This window comes from Streptomyces sp. NPDC015345 (assembly GCF_043078805.1).
Taxonomy (GTDB): domain Bacteria; phylum Actinomycetota; class Actinomycetes; order Streptomycetales; family Streptomycetaceae; genus Streptomyces.
In genome coordinates this window covers 189067-212284 of the sequence record NZ_JBIBTX010000004.1, presented here as the reverse complement: position 1 = coordinate 212284, position 23218 = coordinate 189067, and the positions used below count along the sequence as shown (strand labels likewise).

At 68.5% G+C, this 23218-nt stretch carries 20 protein-coding genes and 4 pseudogenes; 14 read left to right on the top strand and 10 right to left on the bottom strand.

Going from position 1 to position 23218, the window contains the following annotated elements; all coding sequences use genetic code 11:
- Nucleotides 1-74: 74 nt before the first annotated feature.
- Both ACF062_RS18155 and ACF062_RS18150 read left to right on the top strand, forming a co-directional pair.
- Complete coding sequence (locus ACF062_RS18155; protein ID WP_392139229.1) at nucleotides 75-671, top strand: YceI family protein; 597 nt, start codon at nucleotides 75-77, stop codon at nucleotides 669-671.
- A 93-nt stretch (nucleotides 672-764) separates the two neighbouring features.
- Nucleotides 765-962, top strand: a complete 198-nt coding sequence (locus ACF062_RS18150; RefSeq protein WP_392139227.1) for a hypothetical protein — start codon at nucleotides 765-767, stop codon at nucleotides 960-962.
- 349 nt (nucleotides 963-1311) lie between these two features.
- Here the strand turns inward: ACF062_RS18150 and ACF062_RS18145 are convergent, their stop codons facing one another.
- The 3 genes from ACF062_RS18145 to ACF062_RS18135 all read right to left on the bottom strand — a co-directional run bounded on the left by ACF062_RS18145 (nucleotide 1312) and on the right by ACF062_RS18135 (nucleotide 4517).
- Nucleotides 1312-2154 (bottom strand): alpha/beta fold hydrolase, encoded by an 843-nt coding sequence (locus ACF062_RS18145; protein ID WP_392139225.1) that lies wholly within the window; start codon nucleotides 2152-2154, stop codon nucleotides 1312-1314.
- A gap of 103 nt (nucleotides 2155-2257) precedes the next feature.
- A complete protein-coding gene (locus ACF062_RS18140) occupies nucleotides 2258-3208 on the bottom strand; it encodes an alpha/beta hydrolase (RefSeq protein WP_392139223.1) in 951 nt (316 codons plus the stop codon).
- Nucleotides 3209-4382: 1174 nt separating this feature from the next.
- Nucleotides 4383-4517, bottom strand: a complete 135-nt coding sequence (locus ACF062_RS18135; RefSeq protein ID WP_392139221.1) for a hypothetical protein — start codon at nucleotides 4515-4517, stop codon at nucleotides 4383-4385.
- A 382-nt stretch (nucleotides 4518-4899) separates the two neighbouring features.
- Here ACF062_RS18135 and ACF062_RS18130 point away from each other — a divergent pair, with 382 nt between their 5' ends.
- Nucleotides 4900-5277: a DUF6262 family protein gene (locus ACF062_RS18130; protein ID WP_392139220.1), complete on the top strand. Its 378-nt coding sequence runs from the start codon at nucleotides 4900-4902 to the stop codon at nucleotides 5275-5277.
- 138 nt (nucleotides 5278-5415) lie between these two features.
- Here ACF062_RS18130 and ACF062_RS18125 read toward each other — a convergent pair whose 3' ends face one another.
- Nucleotides 5416-6042, bottom strand: coding sequence for a TetR/AcrR family transcriptional regulator (locus ACF062_RS18125; protein WP_392139218.1), 627 nt, complete (start codon nucleotides 6040-6042; stop codon nucleotides 5416-5418).
- Nucleotides 6043-6107: 65 nt separating this feature from the next.
- Between ACF062_RS18125 and ACF062_RS18120 the strand changes: the two genes are divergently transcribed.
- The 6 genes and pseudogenes from ACF062_RS18120 to ACF062_RS18095 all read left to right on the top strand — a co-directional run.
- The gene (locus ACF062_RS18120; RefSeq protein WP_392139216.1) at nucleotides 6108-6539 is read left to right on the top strand and encodes a hypothetical protein; all 432 of its coding nucleotides are present in this window, start codon (nucleotides 6108-6110) and stop codon (nucleotides 6537-6539) included.
- 533 nt (nucleotides 6540-7072) lie between these two features.
- A complete protein-coding gene (locus ACF062_RS18115; RefSeq protein ID WP_392139214.1) occupies nucleotides 7073-7948 on the top strand; it encodes an RNA polymerase subunit sigma in 876 nt (291 codons plus the stop codon).
- Between the two features lie 1030 nt (nucleotides 7949-8978).
- Entirely contained in the window at nucleotides 8979-9479 is a 501-nt protein-coding gene (locus ACF062_RS18110) for a hypothetical protein (RefSeq protein ID WP_392139213.1), read from the top strand.
- A gap of 49 nt (nucleotides 9480-9528) precedes the next feature.
- Nucleotides 9529-9762 (top strand): hypothetical protein, encoded by a 234-nt coding sequence (locus ACF062_RS18105; protein ID WP_392139212.1) that lies wholly within the window; start codon nucleotides 9529-9531, stop codon nucleotides 9760-9762.
- A 336-nt stretch (nucleotides 9763-10098) separates the two neighbouring features.
- Nucleotides 10099-10242: a hypothetical protein gene (locus ACF062_RS18100; protein WP_392139211.1), complete on the top strand. Its 144-nt coding sequence runs from the start codon at nucleotides 10099-10101 to the stop codon at nucleotides 10240-10242.
- Between the two features lie 481 nt (nucleotides 10243-10723).
- Nucleotides 10724-10873: pseudogene (locus ACF062_RS18095) on the top strand (IS630 family transposase); the annotation flags it as partial.
- Nucleotides 10874-10903: 30 nt separating this feature from the next.
- Here ACF062_RS18095 and ACF062_RS18090 read toward each other — a convergent pair.
- Together ACF062_RS18090 and ACF062_RS18085 are read right to left on the bottom strand one after the other, a co-directional pair.
- Complete coding sequence (locus ACF062_RS18090; protein ID WP_392139210.1) at nucleotides 10904-11818, bottom strand: MBL fold metallo-hydrolase; 915 nt, start codon at nucleotides 11816-11818, stop codon at nucleotides 10904-10906.
- Nucleotides 11819-12568: 750 nt separating this feature from the next.
- Entirely contained in the window at nucleotides 12569-13003 is a 435-nt protein-coding gene (locus ACF062_RS18085) for a hypothetical protein (protein ID WP_392139209.1), read from the bottom strand.
- A gap of 1411 nt (nucleotides 13004-14414) precedes the next feature.
- Here ACF062_RS18085 and ACF062_RS18080 point away from each other — a divergent pair.
- From ACF062_RS18080 to ACF062_RS18070, 3 genes and pseudogenes are all read left to right on the top strand, one after another.
- Nucleotides 14415-14813: pseudogene (locus ACF062_RS18080) on the top strand (ATP-binding protein); the annotation flags it as partial.
- Nucleotides 14814-15419: 606 nt separating this feature from the next.
- Nucleotides 15420-15991 (top strand): annotated as a pseudogene (locus ACF062_RS18075) (transposase family protein); the annotation flags it as partial.
- A 358-nt stretch (nucleotides 15992-16349) separates the two neighbouring features.
- A complete protein-coding gene (locus tag ACF062_RS18070; RefSeq protein WP_392139208.1) occupies nucleotides 16350-17990 on the top strand; it encodes a histidine decarboxylase in 1641 nt (546 codons plus the stop codon).
- Between the two features lie 58 nt (nucleotides 17991-18048).
- Here ACF062_RS18070 and ACF062_RS18065 read toward each other — a convergent pair whose 3' ends face one another.
- Entirely contained in the window at nucleotides 18049-18210 is a 162-nt protein-coding gene (locus ACF062_RS18065) for a hypothetical protein (RefSeq protein ID WP_392139207.1), read from the bottom strand.
- A 3-nt stretch (nucleotides 18211-18213) separates the two neighbouring features.
- Between ACF062_RS18065 and ACF062_RS18060 the strand changes: the two genes are divergently transcribed.
- The gene (locus tag ACF062_RS18060) at nucleotides 18214-18405 is read left to right on the top strand and encodes a hypothetical protein (protein WP_392139206.1); all 192 of its coding nucleotides are present in this window, start codon (nucleotides 18214-18216) and stop codon (nucleotides 18403-18405) included.
- Between the two features lie 138 nt (nucleotides 18406-18543).
- Here the strand turns inward: ACF062_RS18060 and ACF062_RS18055 are convergent.
- From ACF062_RS18055 to ACF062_RS18045, 3 genes and pseudogenes are all read right to left on the bottom strand, one after another.
- Nucleotides 18544-18837 (bottom strand): annotated as a pseudogene (locus tag ACF062_RS18055) (polyprenyl synthetase family protein); the annotation flags it as partial.
- 304 nt (nucleotides 18838-19141) lie between these two features.
- Nucleotides 19142-19882: a class I SAM-dependent DNA methyltransferase gene (locus tag ACF062_RS18050; RefSeq protein ID WP_392139205.1), complete on the bottom strand. Its 741-nt coding sequence runs from the start codon at nucleotides 19880-19882 to the stop codon at nucleotides 19142-19144.
- Between the two features lie 97 nt (nucleotides 19883-19979).
- On the bottom strand, nucleotides 19980-21191 hold the full coding sequence (locus tag ACF062_RS18045; RefSeq protein WP_392139204.1) for an MFS transporter: 1212 nt from the start codon (nucleotides 21189-21191) through the stop codon (nucleotides 19980-19982).
- A 151-nt stretch (nucleotides 21192-21342) separates the two neighbouring features.
- On the opposite strand from ACF062_RS18045, the gene ACF062_RS18040 reads away from it, so the two are divergent.
- A complete protein-coding gene (locus ACF062_RS18040) occupies nucleotides 21343-23205 on the top strand; it encodes an SIR2 family protein (protein WP_392139203.1) in 1863 nt (620 codons plus the stop codon).
- Nucleotides 23206-23218 lie beyond the last annotated feature (13 nt).

Sequence of the window (23218 nt, the reverse complement as noted above, 5' to 3'; positions counted from 1 at the left end):
ACGCGATTCCCGGACCTGCTCCTTCCGGAATTCCTCCTCGTTCGACATCCACCGCTCAAGGAAAGCGGCTCATCATGCCCAAAATCAGCGATCAGCCCTCGGACTCCCGTATCAGTCCCTACGAGCAGCTGACCGGCTCCTACGCCATTGATCCGGTCCACAGCGCACTCGGCTTCTCCGTCCGCCACGCCATGATTTCCCATGTGCGCGGAGAGTTCGACTCCTTCGAGGGACTTCTCAGACTCGACGGCTCCCAGCCCGCACTGTCGGAGGCGCACGTGCGTGTACAGACCGCGAGTCTGAACACGGGCGTCGAGGAACGCGACGCCCACCTCAGAGGGCCCGACTTCTTCGACTCGTCGGCTTTCCCCGTAATGGCCTTCCGCTCCACCCGCATCGTCCCGGCCGGAGACGACGGTTTCCGACTGCTCGGGAATCTGCGGATCAAGGACATCGAACGGCCCCTCACCCTCGACATCGAGTTCGGCGGTGCCGCCCGTGACGCCTACGGGCAGAACCGGGTCGGTTTCGAGGGACGTGCCACGATCCGGCGCTCCGACTGGGGTCTGACCTGGAACACGGCGCTGGAGACGGGCGGTGTCCTCGTCAGCGACAAGGTGACACTGGTGCTCGACATCTCCGCGGTTCAGGTCGCCCAGACCGACGGCTGACCCCACATCCGCCGGTGCGTCGCCCCGTTCCCGGGCTCCCGCCGCATCGGCCCGACACTCCCCTCCCGCCGCCCCGCCGACACAGGACGCGTGATGACCACCATTTCCGAAACCCCGCTCGCCCTCGCGGCCGCCGCGCGGTCCCTGGCCGCGGAGGCCGTCGCGCTCCAGGCCCGCATCACCGAATTGCGCGACACGCTCGCTCTGCTCGACCTGCGGATAGAGTCCGTGTCCGCTTCTCTGCACCGGTTCCGAGGAGTCGGCGCCGAGCACCCGCCCGCGTCCGCGTAGTCATCCCTCGGGTCCTGACCTCCCGTCACGAGCCAGCGCCCAGGCGGCTCCAGTGTTCCCGTCCGATCGGTTCAATCGGACGGGATCTCTGCGTTTCCGGGCCGTCCGGCGGGGCTCGGAGTTCACGGGGACAGCCCCGGCGGAAGGAACGGGCTCCCCGGCAGGCGAAGGTAGTGGCCTGGTGGATGCCTCGGCCGAACGAGGGGCTCAGCCGGGCCGATGAACTCCACGCCGTCGCCCGGCCCAGAGCCCACATGCGGCCCCCGCCACCCCTCCCTCGGGCAACGAAAGGGGCGGAGTGGCCCCCGGCCGCCCCGCCCCTGACTCTGACTCCGGCTCTGCCGCCCAGTCAGCGGACCGTGCGCGCCGCCTCCTCGATGATGCGGCTGACGTCGTGCGGCCGAGAGACGCTCACGGCATGCGACGCCCGGACTTCGGTGGTGTGTGCGTGAGCGCGTTCGGCCATGAAGGCCTGGGCCTTCGCTGGGATGTTGCGGTCCTCGGTGGCCACGAGCACCCACGACGGGACGGTCTTCCAAGCCGGCTCGGACGCGCCCTCCTCCAGTGCGGCACTGGTGACCGGACGCTGCGTGACCGCCATGACGTCGGTGGTGCTCTTGGGCACGTCGGCCGCGAACTGGTGGTGGAACTTGGCCTGTTCGATGTACAGGTCGGTGCCCTGGGTACCGCCGGGCAGTGTGGTCGGGACGGGACGGAGGACTTCGCCGAGGGTGCTGCCGGGGAACTTGCCCGACAGCTCGACCACGCTCTCACCCTTGTCCGGCAGGAACGCGGCGATGTAGACGAGTGCCTTGACGTTCGCGGCTCCCTGGGCGGCATCGCTTATGACGGCCCCGCCGTAGGAGTGCCCGGCCAGCACCACGGGCCCGTCGATGTCGGCCAAGATCTCCTGCAGGTAGGCGGCGTCGCTGCCGAGCCCGCGCAGCGGGTTGGCCGCGGCCACCACCGGGTAGCCCTCCCGCCGCAGTCGCTTCACGACGCCGTTCCAGCTGCTGGAGTCGGCGAACGCGCCGTGGACGAGAACAACCGTGGGCTTGTGGCCGGGCGACGAGGAGCCCTTGCCCGCGCTCGCCGGCGCGACCGACGTGGCGAGCAGGGCCACGGCGACGCCCGCCGTCGCGAGAAGGGAGAGGCGGCCGCGGGTACCTCGGGACAGCGAGGGTCGGTTCATGACAGCCTTTCGGATCAGAGTTCTGGTTCGGCCTGGACCGGCCGGACCGGAGTGTGGGGATTGCGGATGGCGCCCGGCGCGTGCCACGGGCGCCGTCGGGGTCTCATCCCTCGTGCAGGGCGGTGCGCAGAGTGTGGATGGCCTGCTGCACCGCGGCGTCGGTGGCCCGGGTGTTCCGCACAGGGTTGAGCATCATGAAGTCGTGCAGGGTGCCGTTGTAGCGAATGCTGGTGGTCGGCACACCGGCCTGGGTCAGCTTGCGGGCGTACGCCTCGCCCTCGTCGCGCAGGACGTCGTTGTCGTCGACGAGCACGAGCGCGGGCGGCAGTCCCTGCATGTCCTCCAAAGTAGCGCGCAGCGGTGACGCGGTGATCTCCGCGCGCTGTGCCGGATCGGTGGTGTAGCTGTCCCAGAACCAGGCCATCGCCTTCGCGGTGAGGTAGGGGCCGTTCGCGAACTCTCGGTAGCTCGCGGTGTCCTGGCCCGCATCCGTGACGGGGTAGTAGAGCGACTGGTGGACGAAGCTGACGTGGCCGCGCTGCTTGGCCATGAGGGTCAGCGCTGCTGTCATGTTGCCGCCGACGGAGTCGCCGGCCACTGCCAGACGGGAGGCGTCGAGACCCGCCTGGGCTCCCTTCTCCGTGATCCACCGGGCAGCTGCGTACGCCTGTTCGATCGCGACGGGGTACGCGGCCTCCGGTGACCGGTCGTACTCGACGAACACCACGGCGGCCTGCGCGCCGACGGCGAGTTCGCGCACGAGGCGGTCATGGGTCCCGGCGTTGCCGATGACCCAGCCACCGCCATGGATGTAGAGGACGACCGGCAGAATGTCGTCGGCGTCGAGCGGCTTGACGATGCGGACCCGGACATCACCGACTTCGGCGGGCACCGTGATCCACTTGTCCTGCACGTCGGGCTTATCGATGGGGGCGGCCTGTAGGTCGTCGAGGATCTTCCGGGCGCCGTCCGGGCCGAGTTCGTACAGGAAGGGCGGGGTGACCGTCGCGTCGGCGATCTCCTGAGCGGCAGGTTCGAGAATGGGCTGGTTCATGGCATTGCTCCTCTTATCGGCAAAATTGTGGGCTGCGTTTACTGTCATGACAGTTGAGCCCTTGAAGGTGTGACATCAAGGGGAGACAGTGTGTTTCAGTGTTACTGCCGGTCGGCGACTTCCTTTGCACGCGCGTGGGCGTGCCGCTCACGCTGCCCACCTGGGCGAGAGAGGGGCTCGTACTGCTCATGGGCCGTCAGCTCGTGCAGGTGCTCCTGGCTGAGCGGTTGATGCACTGCGGCGAACTCCCGTGCGGGAGGGGCTTGATGACGCCGGTCTCACGTCCGCGCAGCACCCGGTTGCACGACCGGTCGAGAAGGTGCGGACGATCGCTGGTCAGCCAGGACTCGATGAAGGGGTACGCACCCAGTGCAACCCGGCCGCCTTCACCACGTGCACCTGGAGGGGCAGCCCAGGTCACCGAGGTCCTCGGCGTTCCGTGAGCAGCGGAGGAACTCAGGCGGCCGTTCTCTCCGTACCATCGCAGCCGCGTGCCCTGCGCCGTCGCATGGCGCGGCGTTCCGCTTCCGTGGATCTGCCCCAGATGCCCTCCACGAGGGCCATGTTGATCTTCCGAAGATCGTTCTCTGGGGGTGCGGCTCTGTGGCGGGTTGTTGCATCAACCGTCGGATCACGGAGTTGCATTGCGTGCCCTTCCTGTCAGATTGCCCGCTGGCGTGCGGTATTGGACGGTCGTCGATGACGGCTACGAGGTCGTGTTCATCGCTGATCAGTGGCTGAGGTTCTTGCGGTTCGGCCGAAGCCGGTCCGAGTTGACGACGAAGGCGTACGTCGGCGGCATAGCGCTGTACCTGCGGTGGTGCCGGTCAACCGGGCGCGAATGGTCCGCCGCTGCGTGGGACCCTGGCCTGTTCATGGTCTGGCTTAAATACGCCCCCGTCCTCCCTGGATGACGATCCGGCGCCGGTGGTGCTGGGGCCGGGCGCCGACCCGGCTCGCAATGAGCGGAGGGTCAACGGCGTCCTGACGGCGGTGCGGGGGCTGAGGTATCGCTCCAGGTCAGGAGGTAGGAGACGTCAGTGCGGAAGTGGTCGCAGCCGATGCCTGCTTCGACTTCGACCAGGCGCGGTTGCTGTTGTCCCGTCGCCGGACGTGGAGGTGGGCGCCGCTGTGGTCGCAGCCCAGGGCTCGCGAGTCGGGAAGCAGGTGGCAGTCACTGCGGTGCAGACCGGCCGCCTGGCCGACGGCGCAGTCCGATCCGGCCGAGCAGCAGCACGATCAGCCGGTCACGGGCGTTGCGGCGCTCCAGGAACATCGCCACCAGCTCTTCGTCGGTGGCCCGGTCCACCTCGGCTTCCGGCTCCGGTGGACAGCTCGCAGCCGGTAGGGCAAGCCGGAGTCCTCGCCCTGGGCCTCCACCGGCAGGTCCCGGTTGTCCGCCAGCTCGTAGATCTGCCCGAGCACCGACCTCGGTGCCTCACCGACCGACACCGCGTAGGCCAGCACTGGGCCCGCAGTGAAGCGATGCCCTCCGAGGAGGAGATCAGCCGGGTCCGCCGTCTGATCAACCGAGTCAAGGCAGACCTGGACGACCTTTCCGACGAAGAACGTGCCCAGGCCGAAGAAGCCGTCGCCGTGGTCCGCCGCGGCCGCTCAGTGATGCTGGGCATGCCCCGCGTCGGCCAGCCGCTTCCCGACGTCAGGCCCTGGAGGCTTCCGGGATCCCCGCCATGCGCGACGGCCGCCAGGCCGACACCGAGCGGCGCCGCCAGCGGGTCGCCACCGCAGTGAAGAACGCCGCGAGGAACGGCACGCCCATCAGCGTCTCGGCCATCGCACGACGAGCCGGAGTCGATCGCAGCTTCCTCTACCGACACCGCGACCTCTTGGAGATCGTGCACGCGCCCGAGCTCGAACCTGCGGCTCAAGACCCGACAGGCACTTCACCGGTGAGCCGGGCCTCGCTTCAGGCCGACCTCGCGAACGCCCAGGCACGCAACGCTCGGTTTACCGCCCGCGTTCAGCAATTGGAGAAGCGGCTGTCGCAGGCGCTGGGAACTCAGGCATGGCAGGAGTCAGGGCTCGGAGCCCCAGCAGACATCGACTAGCTCCAGCGGAAGATCACGAGACTGGAGCAGCACAACGTCGAACTGACCTCCGGGCGTTGGAGGAGGCCCGGTCCGATCTCGATGCCGCGAGGGAGGCCAACCGAGATCTGACCAGAGCCTTGAACCAACGCGGCTGAATCACGCAGGGGCGTCGACGTCCTGATCGATGAGGGTCGCGTTGGACACCAGGGCGCACGCGGTGTCGGCGAAGTACTGCTCGTCGGCACCGGCGGCGAGGCCCAGGATGACTCCCTGCGTGAGACCGACGAACAGTGCCCTGAGCGCGGTGACCAGACGTTGTGCCTGATGCGACGTCACAGCTTTCCCGTTGTGCGATCTGCCGGTGAACAACGAGATCAGGTGGCTCTCCTGCGTCTGGACAGACGCGGCGAGCTGGGAACCGAGTTCGGGGTCGTGCAGGGCCATGTCCAGCAGGGTGATCTGCAACGACAGGGCAGAGATCGCGGCCGGGGCATCACAGCTGCGCCGGTAGTACCGGGCGAAGGCTTCAACCGCTTCCAGGAGATCCATTCCTGCGGGGATCGCCTGCTCGATCTCTTCATAGTGCGGCCGCAGGTAGTCGGTGACCAAGGCTGCCACCAGGCCGCCCTTGCTGCCGAACAGTGAGTAGACAGCGCCGGTCGTCAGGCCGGCCTGCTCGGCGATCTCGTCGAGCCTGGCGCGGTGCCCATCCCGGGAGACGACTTGGAAGGCAGCATCCAGCAGGGCGCGGCGGTTGCGTTCCTTGGTTTCCGCTCTCGTCATTCTCATAATTCCATTATTCTAGTAACGAAGTTACGGCAGTGGGATAGGCATCAGGGAGGACGCTCATGACACAGGCCCAGGCTGTGACACCGTCAGCGACGCGCCGCTTGGCGGGGATCACCGCCGACGGCGTCTTCAAGGTAGTGCTCGGTGCCGCCTACTTAATCGGCGCTTCCTGGCTTGGCGATCGACTTGGCGTGTCCGCCTGGTTGATGGCCGTCTCCGGCGTTGCCCTGCTGATCGGCGGCGGGATCGAGATCAGGTTTGTGCGCAGTCGCCCGATCCGCACCTACATGCGGCTCATGGTCGCCTACGACAGCGGCTGGGTGCTGACGGCGCTTGTCGGCTTCTTGATGGCGTGGCACGACGGCAGCGCCGGGGGCGAGGTCTGGATCGGGTACCAGGCAGCCGCTCCCCTTGTGTTTGCCGCACTGTTGCTGGTTTCCACCCCCGTGCCGCCAGCCTCCGACATCCGCGCGGAGGGCGCCGAACACTGACACCGAGCCTCTACTGCCGAATCAGCAATCCCGCTTGCGAACCACCTCATCGATCTGCACGAGTGCCGCGGAGCTGCTGCTGTTGCCGATGGCAAAGAATAGGTCGGGATCCATGGCCTCGGCACTCGGCCGATCTACGCCAGTCCATGAGCTTCCTCCTGCGCGGAAAGGTGGGTGGGCCTGCAACGTCCGACGCGGCCGGTGCGCCCCGGACCACGACGACGCCGAGCACAGGGCCCGGGGTTACGCGGAAGCAGACGCTTGGAGTGTGTCCCTGCCGGTGCGATGCCCCTATGAGCCACGTCACGGTCTCTGACAGATGAGACCGCCCGGACGTCACAAGGTCTGTGCCTGTCCGGTCTTGTCTGTCGAGCAGTTGAACAAGGAGAAGGCGTTGCGCGCAGGACCGCATCGCCGGCTGGCGCATCGCCTCCCCCGATCGCGAAGGACAGAGCACCTGCTTATGCGTCGGCCGAACGCCGGGGCCACCTGAAGGTGGGGGGCGGGGTGCTGTGGGAGAAGGAGGTAGGGGCATGGAGTTCGCCGATGAGGCGGTGCCCATCGGGGAGTTGGTCGACGAACGTCGGCACCTGCTCGATGTGGCCTTCTGGATGCTGGGCAGTGCCGGCGAGGCCGACGGAGTGGTGGATGAGGCGTATCAGCGGTGGTACGCGCTGCCGGAGCGGGAGGCGCTCGACGACCCGCGGACGTGGCTCTCCCGAGCGGTGGGCGGAATCTGTCTGGAGCGGTTGGCGTGGCCGGGACGACGGAGGCGCGGCGACCTCGGCCTCGAGTCGGCCGACGCTGCCGGGGAACAGCGGCGGGTGTTGGAACGGGAGGTGGGCGAGGTGCTGCTGGGGGTGCTCGACGCGCTGTCCCCGGCTGAACGGGCAGCGTTCGTCCTCAACGATGTGTTCGGGATGGCGCCACGTACGGTCGCCGACATTGTGGGCCAGTCCGAGCCGGAGTGTTCGGAGCTGGCGGAGCGGGCGCGGCAGAGTCTGCGGGCCCGGCGGGGGCGGCCCACGACGCCGGCGGAGCAGGACGCGGCAGTACGCGGGGTGCGCGAGGCGTGTGCGGCGCAGGATGCGGAGTGCCTGACATTGCTTCTGGCGTCGGATGCGACAGCGTTCTTCGACGGAGGTGGCAAGGTGCGGGCGCAGGTCCGGCCGGTGCACGGCTCGGAACGGGTGGCCCGGAGCCTGCTGACGCTGTTAGCCCCGCGTGCGCGCACGACGGTGGACTCGCATTCCGTCAACGGCCGAACCGGGATGGTCGTGCGGTACGACCAGCGGGTCGCGGCGGTCATCAGTCTCGACATCGCCAACCGGCGCATCGTCCAGGTCTGGGTCGTCGTCAATCCCGACAAGCTGCGCCCCTGGAACCGGACCTCTCCCAGCTATCGATGACGATGCCGTCCCTCGCGCAGACGCCAACGCGGACTGTAAGGGCTCCCATCAGGCTCCAAGTGCGGTCTCGTACCGCGAGGGCGAGTTGAGGAAGGCGTCGATCTTGCTCGGGTCGAACACCCACATGACCCTGTGAATGCCTTCACCGGAAGCCGCTACCGTCATGAAGGCCGAGGGCTTGCCGTCCCGGTGGAGCAGCACACCCCTGCGTCCGTTCGCACGGACAGGACGCACCTCGAGCAGGCGTCGATGCCCGGCCATGTCGACGCTCTCGCGCTGCTCGGCCGTGAGGTGCCTGGCTATCTCGGCGTAGGCGTAGGCGTAGTCGAACGCTTCTCTCAGAACATCTACGGCCCGCTCCGTGGGGGGTCAGCTTCTCCAGTACGAGGAGGAGCGCGAGCTCCAGTGCTTCCGCCCGCTGGGCGCCCACTTCGGGGTCACTGCTCGTGTCGATCGGTTCGGGCAGCCACGGACCGATGTGAGTCTCCCGCCCCACGCGCGCTGACTGCGCCACGTTGATCGCCAGCCGGGTTGTGGCGCTCGACAGGAAGGCGACAGGGCTTACCACTGCTGAGCAACCGTGGCCGAAGCTCCAGGAAAACAGAAACGGCCTTGTCCCGGGGAAGGGACCCTCATGCGCAACTTGTCTCGTCCGGGAGCAATCAGTGCAGGGCTCGCCGCTCTCGCTCTCCCTGCCACCGCAGTCCAGGCGACCCCGGACGGCCCCGGCGTCAGCGTCAAGATCATCGCCCGAACCGCCGTCGGCGACAGTGTGTACTCAAAGGGCAGCTCGCTCAAGGAACCGTCGGGCGCGCCGACTACGTACACATCGGCCTGAACCGTGGCACCACCGACTCGGACTGGCAATCTGGCAGTGACTAAGCACCACGTGGGGGGGGATCTGATCACACCACTGCACATAGGGCTCCCCCATATGATGTGAAGTGGTATCTGTAAGGAGCCGGACGACAATCCGAGGCGAGCCGAGCGCGGACGCGACCACAAGGGTTGAGGACGAGAGGAACACAAGGTGTCTGTCACCCACGCGGCACATCACATCGAGGTCACCGCCGAGAGCCTCCAAGAGGACCTGGCCCGCCTGGAAGTCCAGAAGCAGGCCTTGGAAAGGGAACTGGCCGCGGTCGTCGCCCATCTCAGCTCCGTCCAGCGGGCTCTCGGTGCCCTTCAGGCCCTCATGTCGCCCGCCGGGCCGGGCACTTCCGACACCACCGGCACCACTGACGCTCCCCCGCGGGCATCCGACGCCGCAGCACACGTGAAACCGGCGCGACCCGCGACGGAGCCGTCCGACGAGGAGAGCGCCGAGAAGAATTACGGCAAGCTCACCGAGCAGATCCTCAACTACTTCGCCGAGGTCGGTGATGTCGACGTACGCGCGCGCGACGTCGCCGAGGCGCTCGGCCGAGCCACCGACAGCAGCAGCATCAACGCCGTGCGGAGCACCCTCGACCGCTTGGTCGGCACCTCCCGCATCCGCCGTACCGGCCGCGGCCTGTACCGCGCGGTGTAAGTGCCCTCAAGACACGCGTTCCGCCTGCGGTGCGACACCGCAGGGGGCATTGCTCTCCACAGAGTCAGCCCCGATCGACCGCGACACACTTCGGGCGGTCGGTGTCTCCCTCGGCACCATCGCCGAGCTCTTCTACACCCGTATGTTCCAGGAACGCCCGGACCCGCTGCGCGGCCTGTTCAACCGGACGAACCAGACCAACGGCGCCCAGCCCGAGGCTCTCGCCGGAGCAGCGGCACGCCTTCGCCACCGCGCTCGTGACACACCCCGACGAGCGTCCTGACGTCGTGCTCGGCCTCATCGCCATGGAGGCCCAACTGTATGCCGAGGCTGGCGTCGAGGACGGTGTCGTGTGGCGGGACATGGAGATCGCCGAGGGCACCGAGGAGTCGCAGGGCCCGCCCCGCTTCCTTCGTCCTGCGCCGCCCCGACGGGCTTCCCACCGATCCCTTCCTGCCCGAGCAGTACATCAGCGTCCAGGTCGAACTTCCCGACGGGAAATGGCAGATAGGCCGGAACTGCCTGTCCACATCTCCTGGCCACAAGACCTGGTGCATCACCGTCAAGCGGGAGAACTCGGCCGACGGACGTGTCCCCGAGGGGGAGGTGTCCTCACGGCGTGGGCGAGGGGTACGGGACCGTCGCCGGTGAACCGGCTGAGCAGGAGGCCGGTGTGGCGCATGTGCACGAAGGCTGGGCGAACGTCACCGGCCTGACGCCGCCTCAGGAGGTGTTCGGCCCCGATCTCTGGCTCAGCAAGTAGGACACCTCCGGCGGGGCGGGCACCGGCTCATGCCGCCGACCGGCCTGACGACGTCAGTACTGTCCAGACGGGAGGACCGCCACGAGGTCCCGTCGACTCCGCGGGGGCCCCGCGCCGTGGCCTCGCCCCTGCATCAGCAAGGAGGCACAAACAGCGGCGGTTGACCAAGGTCGGAGCAGGCCATCAATAGGGCTGCGTTAGGTCTGTCTCGGTCGTGGAGTTGTGTGTGCCCTGGTGGGCGTCGAGGACTTGGTAGAGGGTGAGACCCTTGCAGGCGTTGTTCGGCCAGGAGCGCGTGGGCGGCGGTCCCAAGAGTGACGTGGTGCTCAATACGCCGGCGGGCCACGGCAGACGGTCTAGGCCCGCGATCCGGGTGTCCGCCAGCAAGTTGTACGGCCTTGGCGTTTCAGGGCCACCTGATCTGTTCGGCACTCGGAGTGACGGGGGCTCCCCAAGTCGTTGCATCCGCACCCGATGCAGGTCTCTGCTGCGGCGGGGCTGGCTCAGCAACGTCGCTTTCACCAGCCCCGACCACCTCATCCAGACCGTCAGGCGTGACCTGCGCACGATCCAGTACCGCAGGGATCTGATCGACGGACGCCTCGCCGGCACCCGCCTACCCATCACCCCGACGACTACGGCTCGCCATCTCGAAGTGCGGTCAGTAATCCCAGACGGCCGGTACGAAACGGAAGGCATCCCCGGCGGCCGCCACGCGGCAGATGGACGGGAACGGCAGGTGAGTGGCCACCAGTTGCTCGCCTCTCACAGCCAGCTCATTCAGGAGACGGATCCGTACGCGGGCTGATTCCTCGGGGTCGTGGTCGAAGCCGTTGTGCCAGTCGGGGCAGTCGAACCCTGGCTGGAACACGGCATCGCCGGCGAACGTGAGCCGGTCGCCGCCGGACTCCAGGCGGACGATGCTGTGGCCGGGGGTGTGACCGCCGGTGCGACAGACCATTACCCCCGGCGCCACCTCGTACTCCGTCTCGAACGGCCGCAACTGGCTGCGGTACACGTCCAGGAACCGCGAGGCGGTGGTTCGCAGCACGTCCGGCACCGGTGCCGGCATGGCGGTGTGCGAGAAATCAGGCGCTTCCCAGAACTCGGCCTCGGCTGACGCCAAGTGGACCCGTAGGTCGGAGCGCAGTCGCCCCCTCAGCCCGTCGACGAGCAGTCCGCCGATGTGGTCCATGTGCAAGTGCGTGAGCACCACGTCGGTCACGGATGCGGGATCGATCCCGGCGGCGTCCAGTCGCATGGCCAACTGCCCGGCCCGAGGGAAGCCCGGGAACTCCGTCCCCAGCCCGGAATCGATGAGGATGGTCCGGCCGCCGCTGCGCACCACGGCCACATTCAGTGGCCAGTCGAGCATCTCCGGAGGCAGGAACATGTCTTGCAGCCAGGCCGCCAGGTCGGCCTTGGCGGCGTTGGTGGCCATCGTCACGGCGGGTATCGGCAGCACCCCGTCGCTGATCACCATCACGTCGATGTCGCCGACCTTCAGCGCGTAGCGCGACGGAACCAATTCGTCATACCTCGGTGCATCGGGGCGTGCGATGTTGACCCGGCTCATGTTGTTCTCCTCTTGAAGAGCGTTGACCGAAGACATCGACGGCGCGAATGGGTCACACCGTTCAGTCATCCACTAGGACCAGACAGCAGCCCGGTTTGTGACAGCCGTCCTGCTCCCTAGCTCCCGCCTCGCCCGACTGCTCGTCTTCCGGGCGGACTTCGTATGGTCCAGGCCGCATTCGTTCTTGGCGGCCCGGAAGCACTCCTCGATGGCCCATCGGGCGCCGACCACCCCAACCAGCTCAGCTCCGGCGTGGCGATCGTCCACGGCGAGACCTCCCGCCCTGCCGAGTCCGTGGCCACCCGTGTCCTCAACTCCGACGGACAGGTGGTCGCCGCCCTGTCAGTCGTCGCCGGAGCCGGAACGGTCGACCTCCGAACGTTCCGCCCGGCGGACATACGCGACAAGTCCGGCTCAGAGATCCTGTCACCGTCATGGCCCTTCATCCGGACCAGTTGCGGTCCAGTGTCCGCCATTCCATGCCTAGCCCGTTCGTTCCAGGAGGTCAGGGATGCGACACCGAGTACGACACCAGCTGACGAAGAACCTCCTGGTGTCGTACTCGCCGAAGAGGCTCGGCTTCTTCTAGAGGTACGATAAGGGCGCCTGACCTGGGCTTTTACCCGTCAGGCACCTTCCGGTCGGCCCGCTCAGAGCAGGGCCCGACCTACGTCGTAACTCCCAGTTCCTCCCACCGCTATCCCGCTGCTGACCAGCTCTTCCGGACCAGTCGCGGACCAAAACGCCGACTCATCCCTCGGGCACCACACCCTGGCTGACGCGGTCCCACTCCTGCATGGACTGCTCGATCAGCCGGTTGGCCTGCTCCTGGACGCCATCCAGGAACTTCGCGTAGTACCGGAAGAGGACCTCGATGCTCGGGCCCGCACGGCGAGCGCATTCGGCTGGGTCCACATCGGAGTACAGCCAGAACGAGATCCCGGCGTGCCGGAGATCGTAGGGCCGCTTGGCCAACCCTGAGGCGAGTTCCGTGCGGGTCAGCACATGCTTCCGTGCCCGCGCCCACGTAAAGCCATACGCAGACGCGTCCACATAGTTGCCGGCCTGGTTCCGAAACACCCGACCGTCCGGCACCACGCCGAACCGTTTGATGTGTGCCCGCAGGACGCGCACGTCCGTCCACTCCTTGCCCGCGGTGATGACGCCGCCCGACAGGTTGAGCATCCCCCCACCCGGCCCCGGGCAGGTGGCACTGTTCGAGCCGGATGTGAATGACCTCCGCCGGCCGCATGGCCGCGTAGTACATGCAGCCGAAGAACGCTTCCAGGTGGGGGCCGCGCCCGCGCTGCTGAGCTACCGCCGCAAGCAGCCGGGAGACTTGGGCCGGATTGGGGACGACAGCCGGGTCGACCTCCTCGCTGACCGCCGGAGCGTTCCACCTCAGCCCGTTAAGGGGATTTTCCGCTAAGTAACCTTTCTCCGCTGCGGTGTTGAGCACTTCGCTCAACGCAGCTCGCTTGCGCCGCGCCGTCTTGGCCGCAGCTGCCTTGCCGTCCAGCTTGAGACACAGGGCGTACAGCGCCCGTCGCAGCACGTCGGTTTCAGCGAGAGCACTGACGGGCAAGGAGTTTCGCTTCAGCCAGTCCAGGGCCTTCCGCCAGTCCGCGGTGGGCTCTTGGGCCCATGCGTTCTTGTTGAACGCCCACGAGTACAAGGCGCGCCGCAGTACCCGCGGCTCCGGATATGTTGCGCCAGGTGCACCAGGGCGGGCGTGATGGTGGCGAATGCGTCGGCCAGGGTATGGCGGGTGTTTCCTGGTGTGTGGTCCCACCGTTGGTCGAGGTATTCGCGGGCAAGGTCGTACCACGTCGTTCGCTGCTGGATGGCTCGCAGCTCGGACGCTGGCAGCCCCGTGTGTTCGTCGAAAGGCTCGCCCTCGCGCGCCGCCGCCATCAGCTTCCCATGCCGGCTCTCGGCGAGCCCGACAGTGCTGAACGGTTCCGAATTCTCCCGCCCGTTGACCGTCCATCGCACCTGAAAATGGCTGCGCCGACCAGGACGCTCGCGTATGTCCAAGAAGCGGACGTTGCAACTCATCGCCAAGTGTCAGAATCTCTCTCGCACGCGTCCCACCAGGCATCCAGATCTGTGCGACGGCACCGGAGTTCGCCATTGGGCAGCTTGATCATGCGGGGGGGGCTTGCCCGCGGGACAGCCGTGTGCGAACACCATCAATGCTCTGCACGATCCCCGGTTTCGCTAACCGGGGATCGTCTGATATGTATCGCACAGCTCTACCAAGGGGAGGAGTTTCGTGCCCCTGCTAGGTACCGTCCAGCACACCAGTCGGCAGAACCGCAGCGCCAGCGTTGGGCCCTCGATGTCGCGTTCTAGCAGCCTGTCGTCAGTTGGTCGGACGTCTTGGCTGGCGCCAAGTCGCTGGCCGGTGACGGGCAAGTACGTGTACATCTCCACGGTCAATGCGTATCGGGGGTGGCCGAACGAGCCGTTGACGGAATCGTCCGAACTTCTCGACGGGCCTGCTGATGCCGACGTCGAGTACGGGCGCCTGCCTGTGAACTGGGATGGTCCCGACTGGTACTACGGACGACAGAAGGCGGGCGCTGAGCGAGCGTCGCTCGACCCCAACAGCCCGATGCTCGCCATCGACCTGTCACGACTGGGCGGATCCGGCGACGACACCGCCCTCGTCCTCGCCATGACGTCCACGTCAGCCTGGATGGAATCCGCGCTCTCCGATCCGAACGGCGGCCGGCGCGGGATCGTCTACGACGAAGCCTGGCGCCTGATGCGCCACCCCGGCCTCCTCCAGCGCATGCAGTCCCAGTGGAAGCTCAGCCGCGGCCTGGGCATCGCCGACCTCATGGTGATCCACCGGCTGTCCGACCTGGTCACCGCCGGCGACGCCGGATCCCGCGGACGAGCCCTCGTCCTGGGACGCTACGGCGACGACGGCCGACTGCGTGCGGTCAGCCGCACCACGCCGCTGAAACCGGACGCCGCGGCCCAACTCGCCGACCACCTCCACCCCGCCGGCCCCGACCGCCCTTGGACCGGCGTACGGTTCACGCCACCTGGGGCAGTCGCGAACCCCTCGACCCGATCCTCGTTGTTCCCGACCTGCTCGCGGAAGTCAGCGCCGACACCGCCATCGACCGAGGCGCGTGGAGAGCTTCGCTGCGCTTTGTACAGCCGCGCCTGGACGTCATCGTGGCCGACGTGCCGATGTTCGGGGAAGGCACGCAGCCCTCCAGCGGCTGACCCTGCCGCCGCCCGCGATGGCTGGGCAAGGGGGATGCAGCGGACTGTTGGCCGGACTGCTTTAGGCCGGGGGCGGACCAACACCGGCGGCACTGCCCTTAAGGAGGCTTCGTCGGGCCCTATCACCGTCGATGTCAGCGTCGAGGTCAGCCGTTGACGCGGTAGCGGCTGGTGATCGCGACGCGATTGAACGCGCTCATCAGGATGGCCAGTCAGGAGACGGCCGAGATCTGGTCCGCGGTGAGGAAGGCCGCGGCAGCGTTGTAGTCCTCGTCGCTGACGTGTCCGTCCGACACGCGGGTGACCGCCTCGGTCCGGCGGAGGGCGGCGCGCTCGGTCCGTTCGCCCGTTCGCCGGGTTGAGCCCGAAGGACTTCGGCAAGCTGGTGACCGCAGTACGCCGTGACACCGCCGCCGATGGGCATCGCGGAAGGCCCTGGGGACTGTCACCGGGCGACCGCATCATCCTGCTCGCGGCGTACTGGCGCACGAACTTGACGATGCGTCGGCTCGCTCCGCTGTTCGGCGTCTCGAAATCGGCAGCGGACCGGATCATCAACCACCTCGGCCCGCTCCTCGCACTTCGTCCGCGCCAGCGATTTGCGAAGGACACCGTGCTCATCGTGGACGGCACCCTGGTGCCAGCCGCGACCGTTGAATCGCCGAGCAGTCGAAGAACCATCGCTACTCCACTGCCCACCAGGTCGTCATCGACGCTGACACCCGCCTGGTCGTCGTGGTCGGGCGGCCACTGCCCGGCAACCGCAATGACTCCTGAGGCTGGGAGGAATCCGGCGCCAAGAACGCAGTCGGCACGACCACGACCATCACGGACAGCGGCTACCAGGAGGCACCCGACTTGTCATCCCCCCACCGCCGGGCCAAGGGAGAGGATCTCCCGGCCTGGAAGGAAGAACACAACCGCTCCCACCACCTCACCCTCGCCGGATAGGCGACGGGCTCACCATGCGGCTACCCGATCGCACAAGCCTCCAAGATCACTAACGGGACATCCTTTAGCCAGCATCGAACACTCATTGCTTGCATAGCTAGATCGGGGGGTTGATACGAAGAGCGGGTAAGCGCGGTGGTGCCTCACGCATATTCTGTTCAGCGTGGCCCCTTGAGAAAGGTGCCCGCCGCTGGGCAACCGCCCGCTGGTCGTCCTTCGCGCAGCTGACTCGCGCAACCGCTTCCGCTCCGATCTGAGCGGTTCCCTCGATCCTCGTCGCCTGGCTGCGATCCCCGCTTACAGCAGTTTCGCGACTTCTTTCGGAAATGGACATCGAATGATTGCCGAACACTCCGAAACGTACACGTCACACCCGGCCGACGACGACTACAGGTTGAGTACCGAGGCCTACACCGATGAGCAGCGGACCGCAGTCCTCGCCAAATTGGAGGGATACTTGGGCGGGCAGCGGGAGCGTCTTCTGGGCTACCAGGTGAACCTGTCGCTCAACGGCCACGGCGCGCTGGGTCACTTTCTGGGTTACCACATCAACAATATCGGGGACCCGTTCGTCGACAGTAACTACAGTCTGCACTCTCGGTGGCTGGAGCGGGCGGTCCTGGAGTATTACGGCCGGCTGTGGCACGCCCCGCTGCCCGAGGACCCGGCCAGTCCTGGGGATGAGGACGGGTGGGGGTACGTGCTGTCCATGGGCAGCACCGAGGGCAACCTGTACGCCATGTGGAACGCCCGTGACTACCTGGACGGCAATGCACTGGTGCGCGACGAGATCTCCGGCGATGCCAGCTGCCGCACCACCTACCTGCGGGCCAAACATCCCGACGACAACCCGAACGCCTATATGCCGGTAGCGTTCTTCTCCCAGGAGACCCACTACTCGCACATCAAGGCGATGCGGGTGCTGGACATCCCGACCTTCTACGACTTGGGCGGCAGCCTCTATCCGGGCGAGTGCCCCATCGACGTGGACGGCACCGGCATGCAGACGTACAACGGGTGGCCGCTCGGTGGAGTCCCGACAACCGGCGGCGACGAGGGCCCGGGCACAGTCGATGTCGACGCCCTGGTGGCCCTTGTGGACTTCTTCGCCGCCAAGGGGCACCCCGTCCTGGTCAACTTCAATATCGGCAGCGTCTTCAAGGGCGCCTACGACGACGTTCGGGGCGCCTGCGAGCGCCTGCGACCCGTCTTCGAGCGCCATGGCCTCGTCGACCGCACCGTGCACTTCGACCCCGACGACCCCACCCGGGTCAGCATCCGCAACGGGTACTGGGTCCACGTCGACGGAGCCCTCTGCGGCGCCTACGCCCCCTACCTTGAGAAGGCCCGTGACAGCGGACTCATCGAGACCGCGCCCCCGGTCTTCGACTTCCGGATCCCCGAGGTGTCCTCGATCGTCACCAGCGGACACAAGTACCCCGGCGCCCCGGTCCCCACCGGGATCTACATGTCCCGCGCGGGCTCCAAGCTGCGCCCACCCTCCGATCCGGCGGTGGTCTCCTCTCCCGACAGCACCTTCGCCGGCTCCCGCAGCGGCTTCGCTTCCCTGGCCATGTGGAACCATCTCGCCCAGTTCAGCGAGGAGCAGCAGGTGCGGCAGGCCGCCGAGGTTCTGCGGATCGCCGAGTACACGGCCGAACGCCTGCGCCAGCTGAGCGAGCAGTTGCAGGCACGCGGTGAGCCTTGGGCCGAGGACGGTATCGAGGTCGGTCACGGCGATCACGCGCTCAGCGTCTGGTTCCAGCAGCCGCGGGCTGAAATCACGCGGAAATACTCGCTGGCCTGCGTGCCACTTAATCGCGGTGGACGCCGCCACGACTACAGTCACGTCTACGCCATGCCACACGTCACCCAGGAGTTGATCGACGAACTCCTTGAGGATCTCGCCCAGCCTGGAGCATTCGACCGTTCCGCAGACAAAGACGTGCAGCGGCCCCCACTCCCGCGCCAGCGCTGATTCGCAAGCGGACGGCTCGACCACAATCTCCTGCCCGCCCCCGGTGGTGGCGTCGCCATCAGCGGCGCGGGCAGGTTCTGGCCGGGGCGAGAAGCCGCGTCACCCCCACCCTGGCCAGCAGCCGCCTCCACAGATCATCATCGCTTCCGGTGCTGCCGATCACCTCCTGGATGCCGAGGACATCCTCGACGACACCCGCGCCGGCGCCCCCAGCGAGCACGGGGTGCCCCTGACCGCTGAGGAAGCCCGTGAGGAGGTGAGGGGCCGCCTCATCCTCGTACGGGACCTGAATGCCCTGGGCGCCGACGACACACTGGCCACCGCGGAACTCCTGACCACCGAGATACGCCAACAGCGTCTCCTGCCCGCCAGCCGGTCGCGCGACCTCTCGCCCGCGCAGCACTCCGCTCCCTGAAAGCCCGAGGGCTCCTCAACCGCGAGGAAACCCACGGATCTTGTACGACGAACGCCTCCACCTGACTGCTGAGGGCTGTCGCACCCTGGCAGCGAGCTTCGGGCACCCCTAGCCTCCGGCCCTGTCGACCGCTCGCCCGCTGTCGTCGATGAGGTCGTCGTGCACGACCGCGGCCGCGTGCACCAGTTCCATGGAGGCCGCCGCCCGCACCAGCGCGTCGGTGTCCGACTGGCCCACCGCGCGCCAGCCCCAGTAGCAGAAGGCCGCCCGCAGTCGTTTGCCGTCCGCGACCGCAGCCTCCAGTTGGTCGGCCACCGGCGCCAAGGCCGGGTCGACAGCTGCGAACCGCTCGGCCTCCTGGGCGATGAACAGGCGCAGCACCTCGTCGACGCGGGTCTTGAACGCGGCCTGCTCCCACCGGTCAGGCGTCATCGGCGTCCCGCCGGGCCAGGGCGTGACCCCCTTGCATCACGCCACCCCCACGCCAGCACCCGCGGACGGCGCCGGTCGCACGCCGTTCCTCCCGGCATCACGACACCCCGGGCATAGAAGCGGAGGAAATCACGATCGAGTGATCACATCGCTCGCACGTACGGATAGCTCACCTGTGACGGCCCGGACCCGCGCACCCATGCCGCTTGCCGCTTGCCGCTTGCCGCTTGCCGCTTGCCGCTTGCCGCCGACCGTGCCTCGTGCGTACGTCGCGCGTCCCATCCGCGGTCCGTCGGGGCCGACCTCAGGTCGGCTTGCGCCACACGGAGATGTGCTTCGCGGAGTCCTGGGTGAACGGGGCCTCGTTCCAGTCCGCGACGCGACGTTCCAGCACGAGTCCGGCGATCCGTGCCATCAGGTCGAGCTCTGCCGGCCAGGCGTACCGATGCCGGGAGGTGGCGCGGCGGTAGCGGCCGTCTTCGCCGTCGCGGGTGAAGTGGTGCGAGACGAGCATCTGCCGGACCAGGTCGAAGGTGTCGAAGCCGAGGTGTTGCTCGGAGACATCGAACGGCACCGCGATCTGGCCGGGCGGCAGGAGCCGCAGCGGCGGCACCCCCAGCTCGACGACGAATCGGCCGCCGGGCTTCAGATGCCGTGCGGCGTTGCGGAAGCACTCGACCTGCTCGTCCTGAGTGAGCAGGTTCGTGATGGTGTTGTAGACGAGATAGACGAGGGTGAACTCGCCGGGGACGACGGTGGTGGCCATGTCCCCGATGACCACCGGGAGCGTGTCCTCGTCGATCTTTCGCCGCAGCACCGCCGCCATGTGCTCGGACAGTTCGATGCCCACTACCGGCACGCCGTGTTCGCGGAGCGGGACTCCCACGCGTCCGGTTCCGATGGCGAACTCCAGTGCCCGGCCGTCTCCGGCGAGTTCGGCGAGGAAGGCGAGAGTCGGCCCGAGGACGGCGGCCGAGGAGGCTTCGGCCTCCTCGGCGTCGTAGCGGTCGGCGGTCGCACGGGTCCACAGTTCACTGCTCGTCACGGACGGACACTTTGCCGGGTGCGGAGGGGCGCTGTCGACGCATTTGCGTTCTCGGCGGCGCGGCGCGTACGGCCGTAGGAAACCCATGGCGGCGGGGTCAGGTCCGGCGCGCTTCGTCGGCCTCCGTCGCGGGTGCCGGCCGCCGCAGCAAGTAGACGCCCGCGACCGACACCAGCAGCGTCATACAGGCGATGAACACCAGCCCGGCGCCCTCCAGACCCATCGGGCCCGCCAGCAGCCCGACGCCGATGACCGGCAGCGAGATGCCCGCGTAGGCCACCACGAACAGGGTCGAGATCACAGCCGCCCGCCGGTTCGCCTCGGACGCCTGGGCCACCGCGGCCAGCGATCCGCGGAACGCCAGCCCGTGCCCGATGCCGCCGACGAGCGCGCTCAGCACGACCAGCGGCAGCAGCTCCCACCACAACGCGCCCGCCAGCAGTGCCAGCCCGGCGAGGAGCGCGGCGCAGCCCAGCGGCAGGGCGCGGGTCAACCCGACCCGCCCGACGACCAGTTGGCCGGCGGTCGAGGCGAAGAAGGCCAGCGCGACGACCGCCCCGCTCAGCGCCCGGTCGTGCACGTTCAGGGACTGGGCGAGGAAGGAGGGGCTGACCGACGTGAACACGCCGAACAGGGCGAACCCCACGAAGGTGGCGGCCGCCGCCGGTCCGAAGACCGCCCGGACCCGCGGCGGCAGGCCGGGCCGCTGCGGCCGTACGGTGCTCAGCGGCCGCCGCTCCCCCACGGTCTCTGCAAGCCGCAGCAGTACAGCGGCCGAGCAGGCCACCAGGGCGAGATGGACGGCGAACGGCAGGTACAGCGGCCAGTCCGCGTACTGGGCGAGCACCCCGGCGAGCAGCGGGCCGCAGCCGAGCCCGCCCATGTTCGCGGCGGTCGCCAGGAACGTGGCGCGTGAGCCGCCGCCGTGCGGCGCCAGCTCCATCACGTACGCCGTGGCGGCCCCGGTGAACAGGCCCGCGGACAGCCCCGACAGCAGCCGCCCCGCGTACAGCCAGCCCAGCGAGGTGGCGGACAGGAAGCAGACGGCGCTCAACGCCGCGCATGCCAGGCCCCACAGGAGGACGGGCCTTCTGCCCACGGCGTCCGAGGCGTTGCCCGCCAGCAGCAGCACGCCGATGACCCCGACCGCGTAGACGGCGTACACGACGGTGACCGTGAGTTCGGAGAAGTCGAACTTCTGCTGGTAGAGGCCGTAGAGGGGGGTCGGCAGCGTCGTACCTGCCATGCATACGGCGAACACCGCCCCGCTGAGCAGGCTCTGGCGCCGGCCTCGCAGATCACCGTCCATACCGCCGACGGTAACCGCACGCTCCGTTGCTCGCGGCACGGTGCGCGGCCGTCCGTGGTGGCCTTCCGCGGGTCGCTTCAGGCATCGCCCCGGCCGTGCCCGGACGGAGGCCGAGAGGCGTTCCCGCGGCCCGCGACGCACAGTGGAAGGCATGACGGACGACGACAGGCCAGCTGCGGCGGCGGCGCTGCGCGGCCTCGATCCCATGGTCTCGCTCGCCATGTGTATGCAGGCCGGGCCCGGTGTCTACGCACTGCTGCTGGGTGCGGGCGTGTCGCGGGACGCCGGTGTGCCCACCGGGTGGGAGATCGTCTCGGATCTGGTGCGCCGGGCCGCCGTGGCGCGGGGCGCGGACGAGGAGCTCGCCGTCGCCGATCCGGAGTCCTGGTGGGCCCGGTACGGGGACGGGGGGCCGCTCGGCTACTCCGCCTTGCTGGAGACGCTGGGCGGCACCCCCGCCGCCCGGCACAAGCTGCTGCGCGGCTACTTCGAGCCGGATGCCGAGGACCGTGAGGCCGGGCGCAAGCGGCCCGGGGTGGCGCATCACGCGGCGGCCCGGCTCGTGGCGCGTGGCTCGGTGCGCGTGGTGCTGACCACGAATTTCGACCGGCTCACCGAGCAGGCGTTGGCAGCAGCGGGGGTGCAGCCGCAGGTCATCCACAGTCCCGCCGGTCTCCGCGGGATGACGCCGCTGGCACACGCCCGGGCCACGGTCGTCAAGCTGCACGGCGACCTGACCGACCTGGAGGCCCGCAACACCGAGCGTGAGCTGGAGCAGTACCCGGCGGCCTGGGCAGGTCTCGTGGACCAGGTCCTCGACGAGTACGGACTGATCGTGTGCGGTTGGTCGGCCCAGTGGGACCACGCGCTGGTCGGTTGTTTCGATCGCCGTGCCGCGCGCCGCTACCCCGTGTTCTGGGCCTCTCCGCACCGCCCGCGGGGCAAGGCCGCGGAACTCGTCGCCCGGCATGGCGCCGTGGTGGTCCAGGGCCCGACGGCGGCGGAGTTCTTCCCCGGCCTCCTGGCGCGGCTGGAGGCCCTGGACCACCTGTCGGCGCCGCCGCCGACCCGTGAGCTGTCCGTGGCCCGCCTCAAGCGCGCCCTGCCCGACCCCGTGCGCCGCATCGACCTGCACGAGCTGCTGGACGCCGAGGCGACGCGGGTCGTGGAACGCCTCACGGACACGGGCCGGTACCCGCCCGGCGAGCTCACGCCGGACCCGGACGCGTACCGGGAGAGGCTGGAGAGGTACCTGAGCGACTGCGAGACGCTGCTGCACCTGCTGGCCGTGGGTGTGTTCCACGACGAGGCCGGGATGCACGCGCGGGTGTGGGTGCGGGTGCTGCAACGGCTGTTGACCGTCCCCGGGGACGGCCGTGAACAGCGGGGTTCCGGGCTGTGTCACTACCCGGCCCTGCTGGCCCTGGCCGCCGCCGGCAGCGCCGCCGTACTGGCCGACCGCGACGACCTGCTCGGCCGCCTGCTGCTCGAACCGGTCCAGGCACATCCCCGCCCGTCACGGTCGGGCTCCGGCCGGGCCGCCGCAGAGCCGAAGCCCGCCGTGCTGGCCCTGCGCCCGGCGGACATCCTCGGCTCCGGTGAGCGCGTCAACGCCTTCCTGGACGTGCCGCATCCCCCGTCGCTCGTCCAGGCGGCGCCCAGCACGTGGCTGCGCCAGCGGCTGCGGGAGGTGCTCGCCGAACCGGGCGCCGACGGCGACCGCGCGATCTCCGACGCCTTCGACACCTACGAGTACGTCACCGCGCTGCTTCAGGCCGACCTGGCGGAGATGCCCGAGACCGTCGGGGAATTCACTCTTCCCGACCGGTGGGACGGCGAGGGGCGGCTGCGGGTGGCCGCCCGGGTGCAGGCCCGCTTCTCCGACGCCTGGCCCATGCTCGGCAGCGGCGCGTTCCACGGCGAGGTCCAGCGGGCCCACACGGCCGCGGCCGTCGTCGACGTCCTGTGTGCCGAGCGCTACGTGGAGACGGTGGGGCGTCAGCCGTTCCGGTGACAGTGACAGTGAC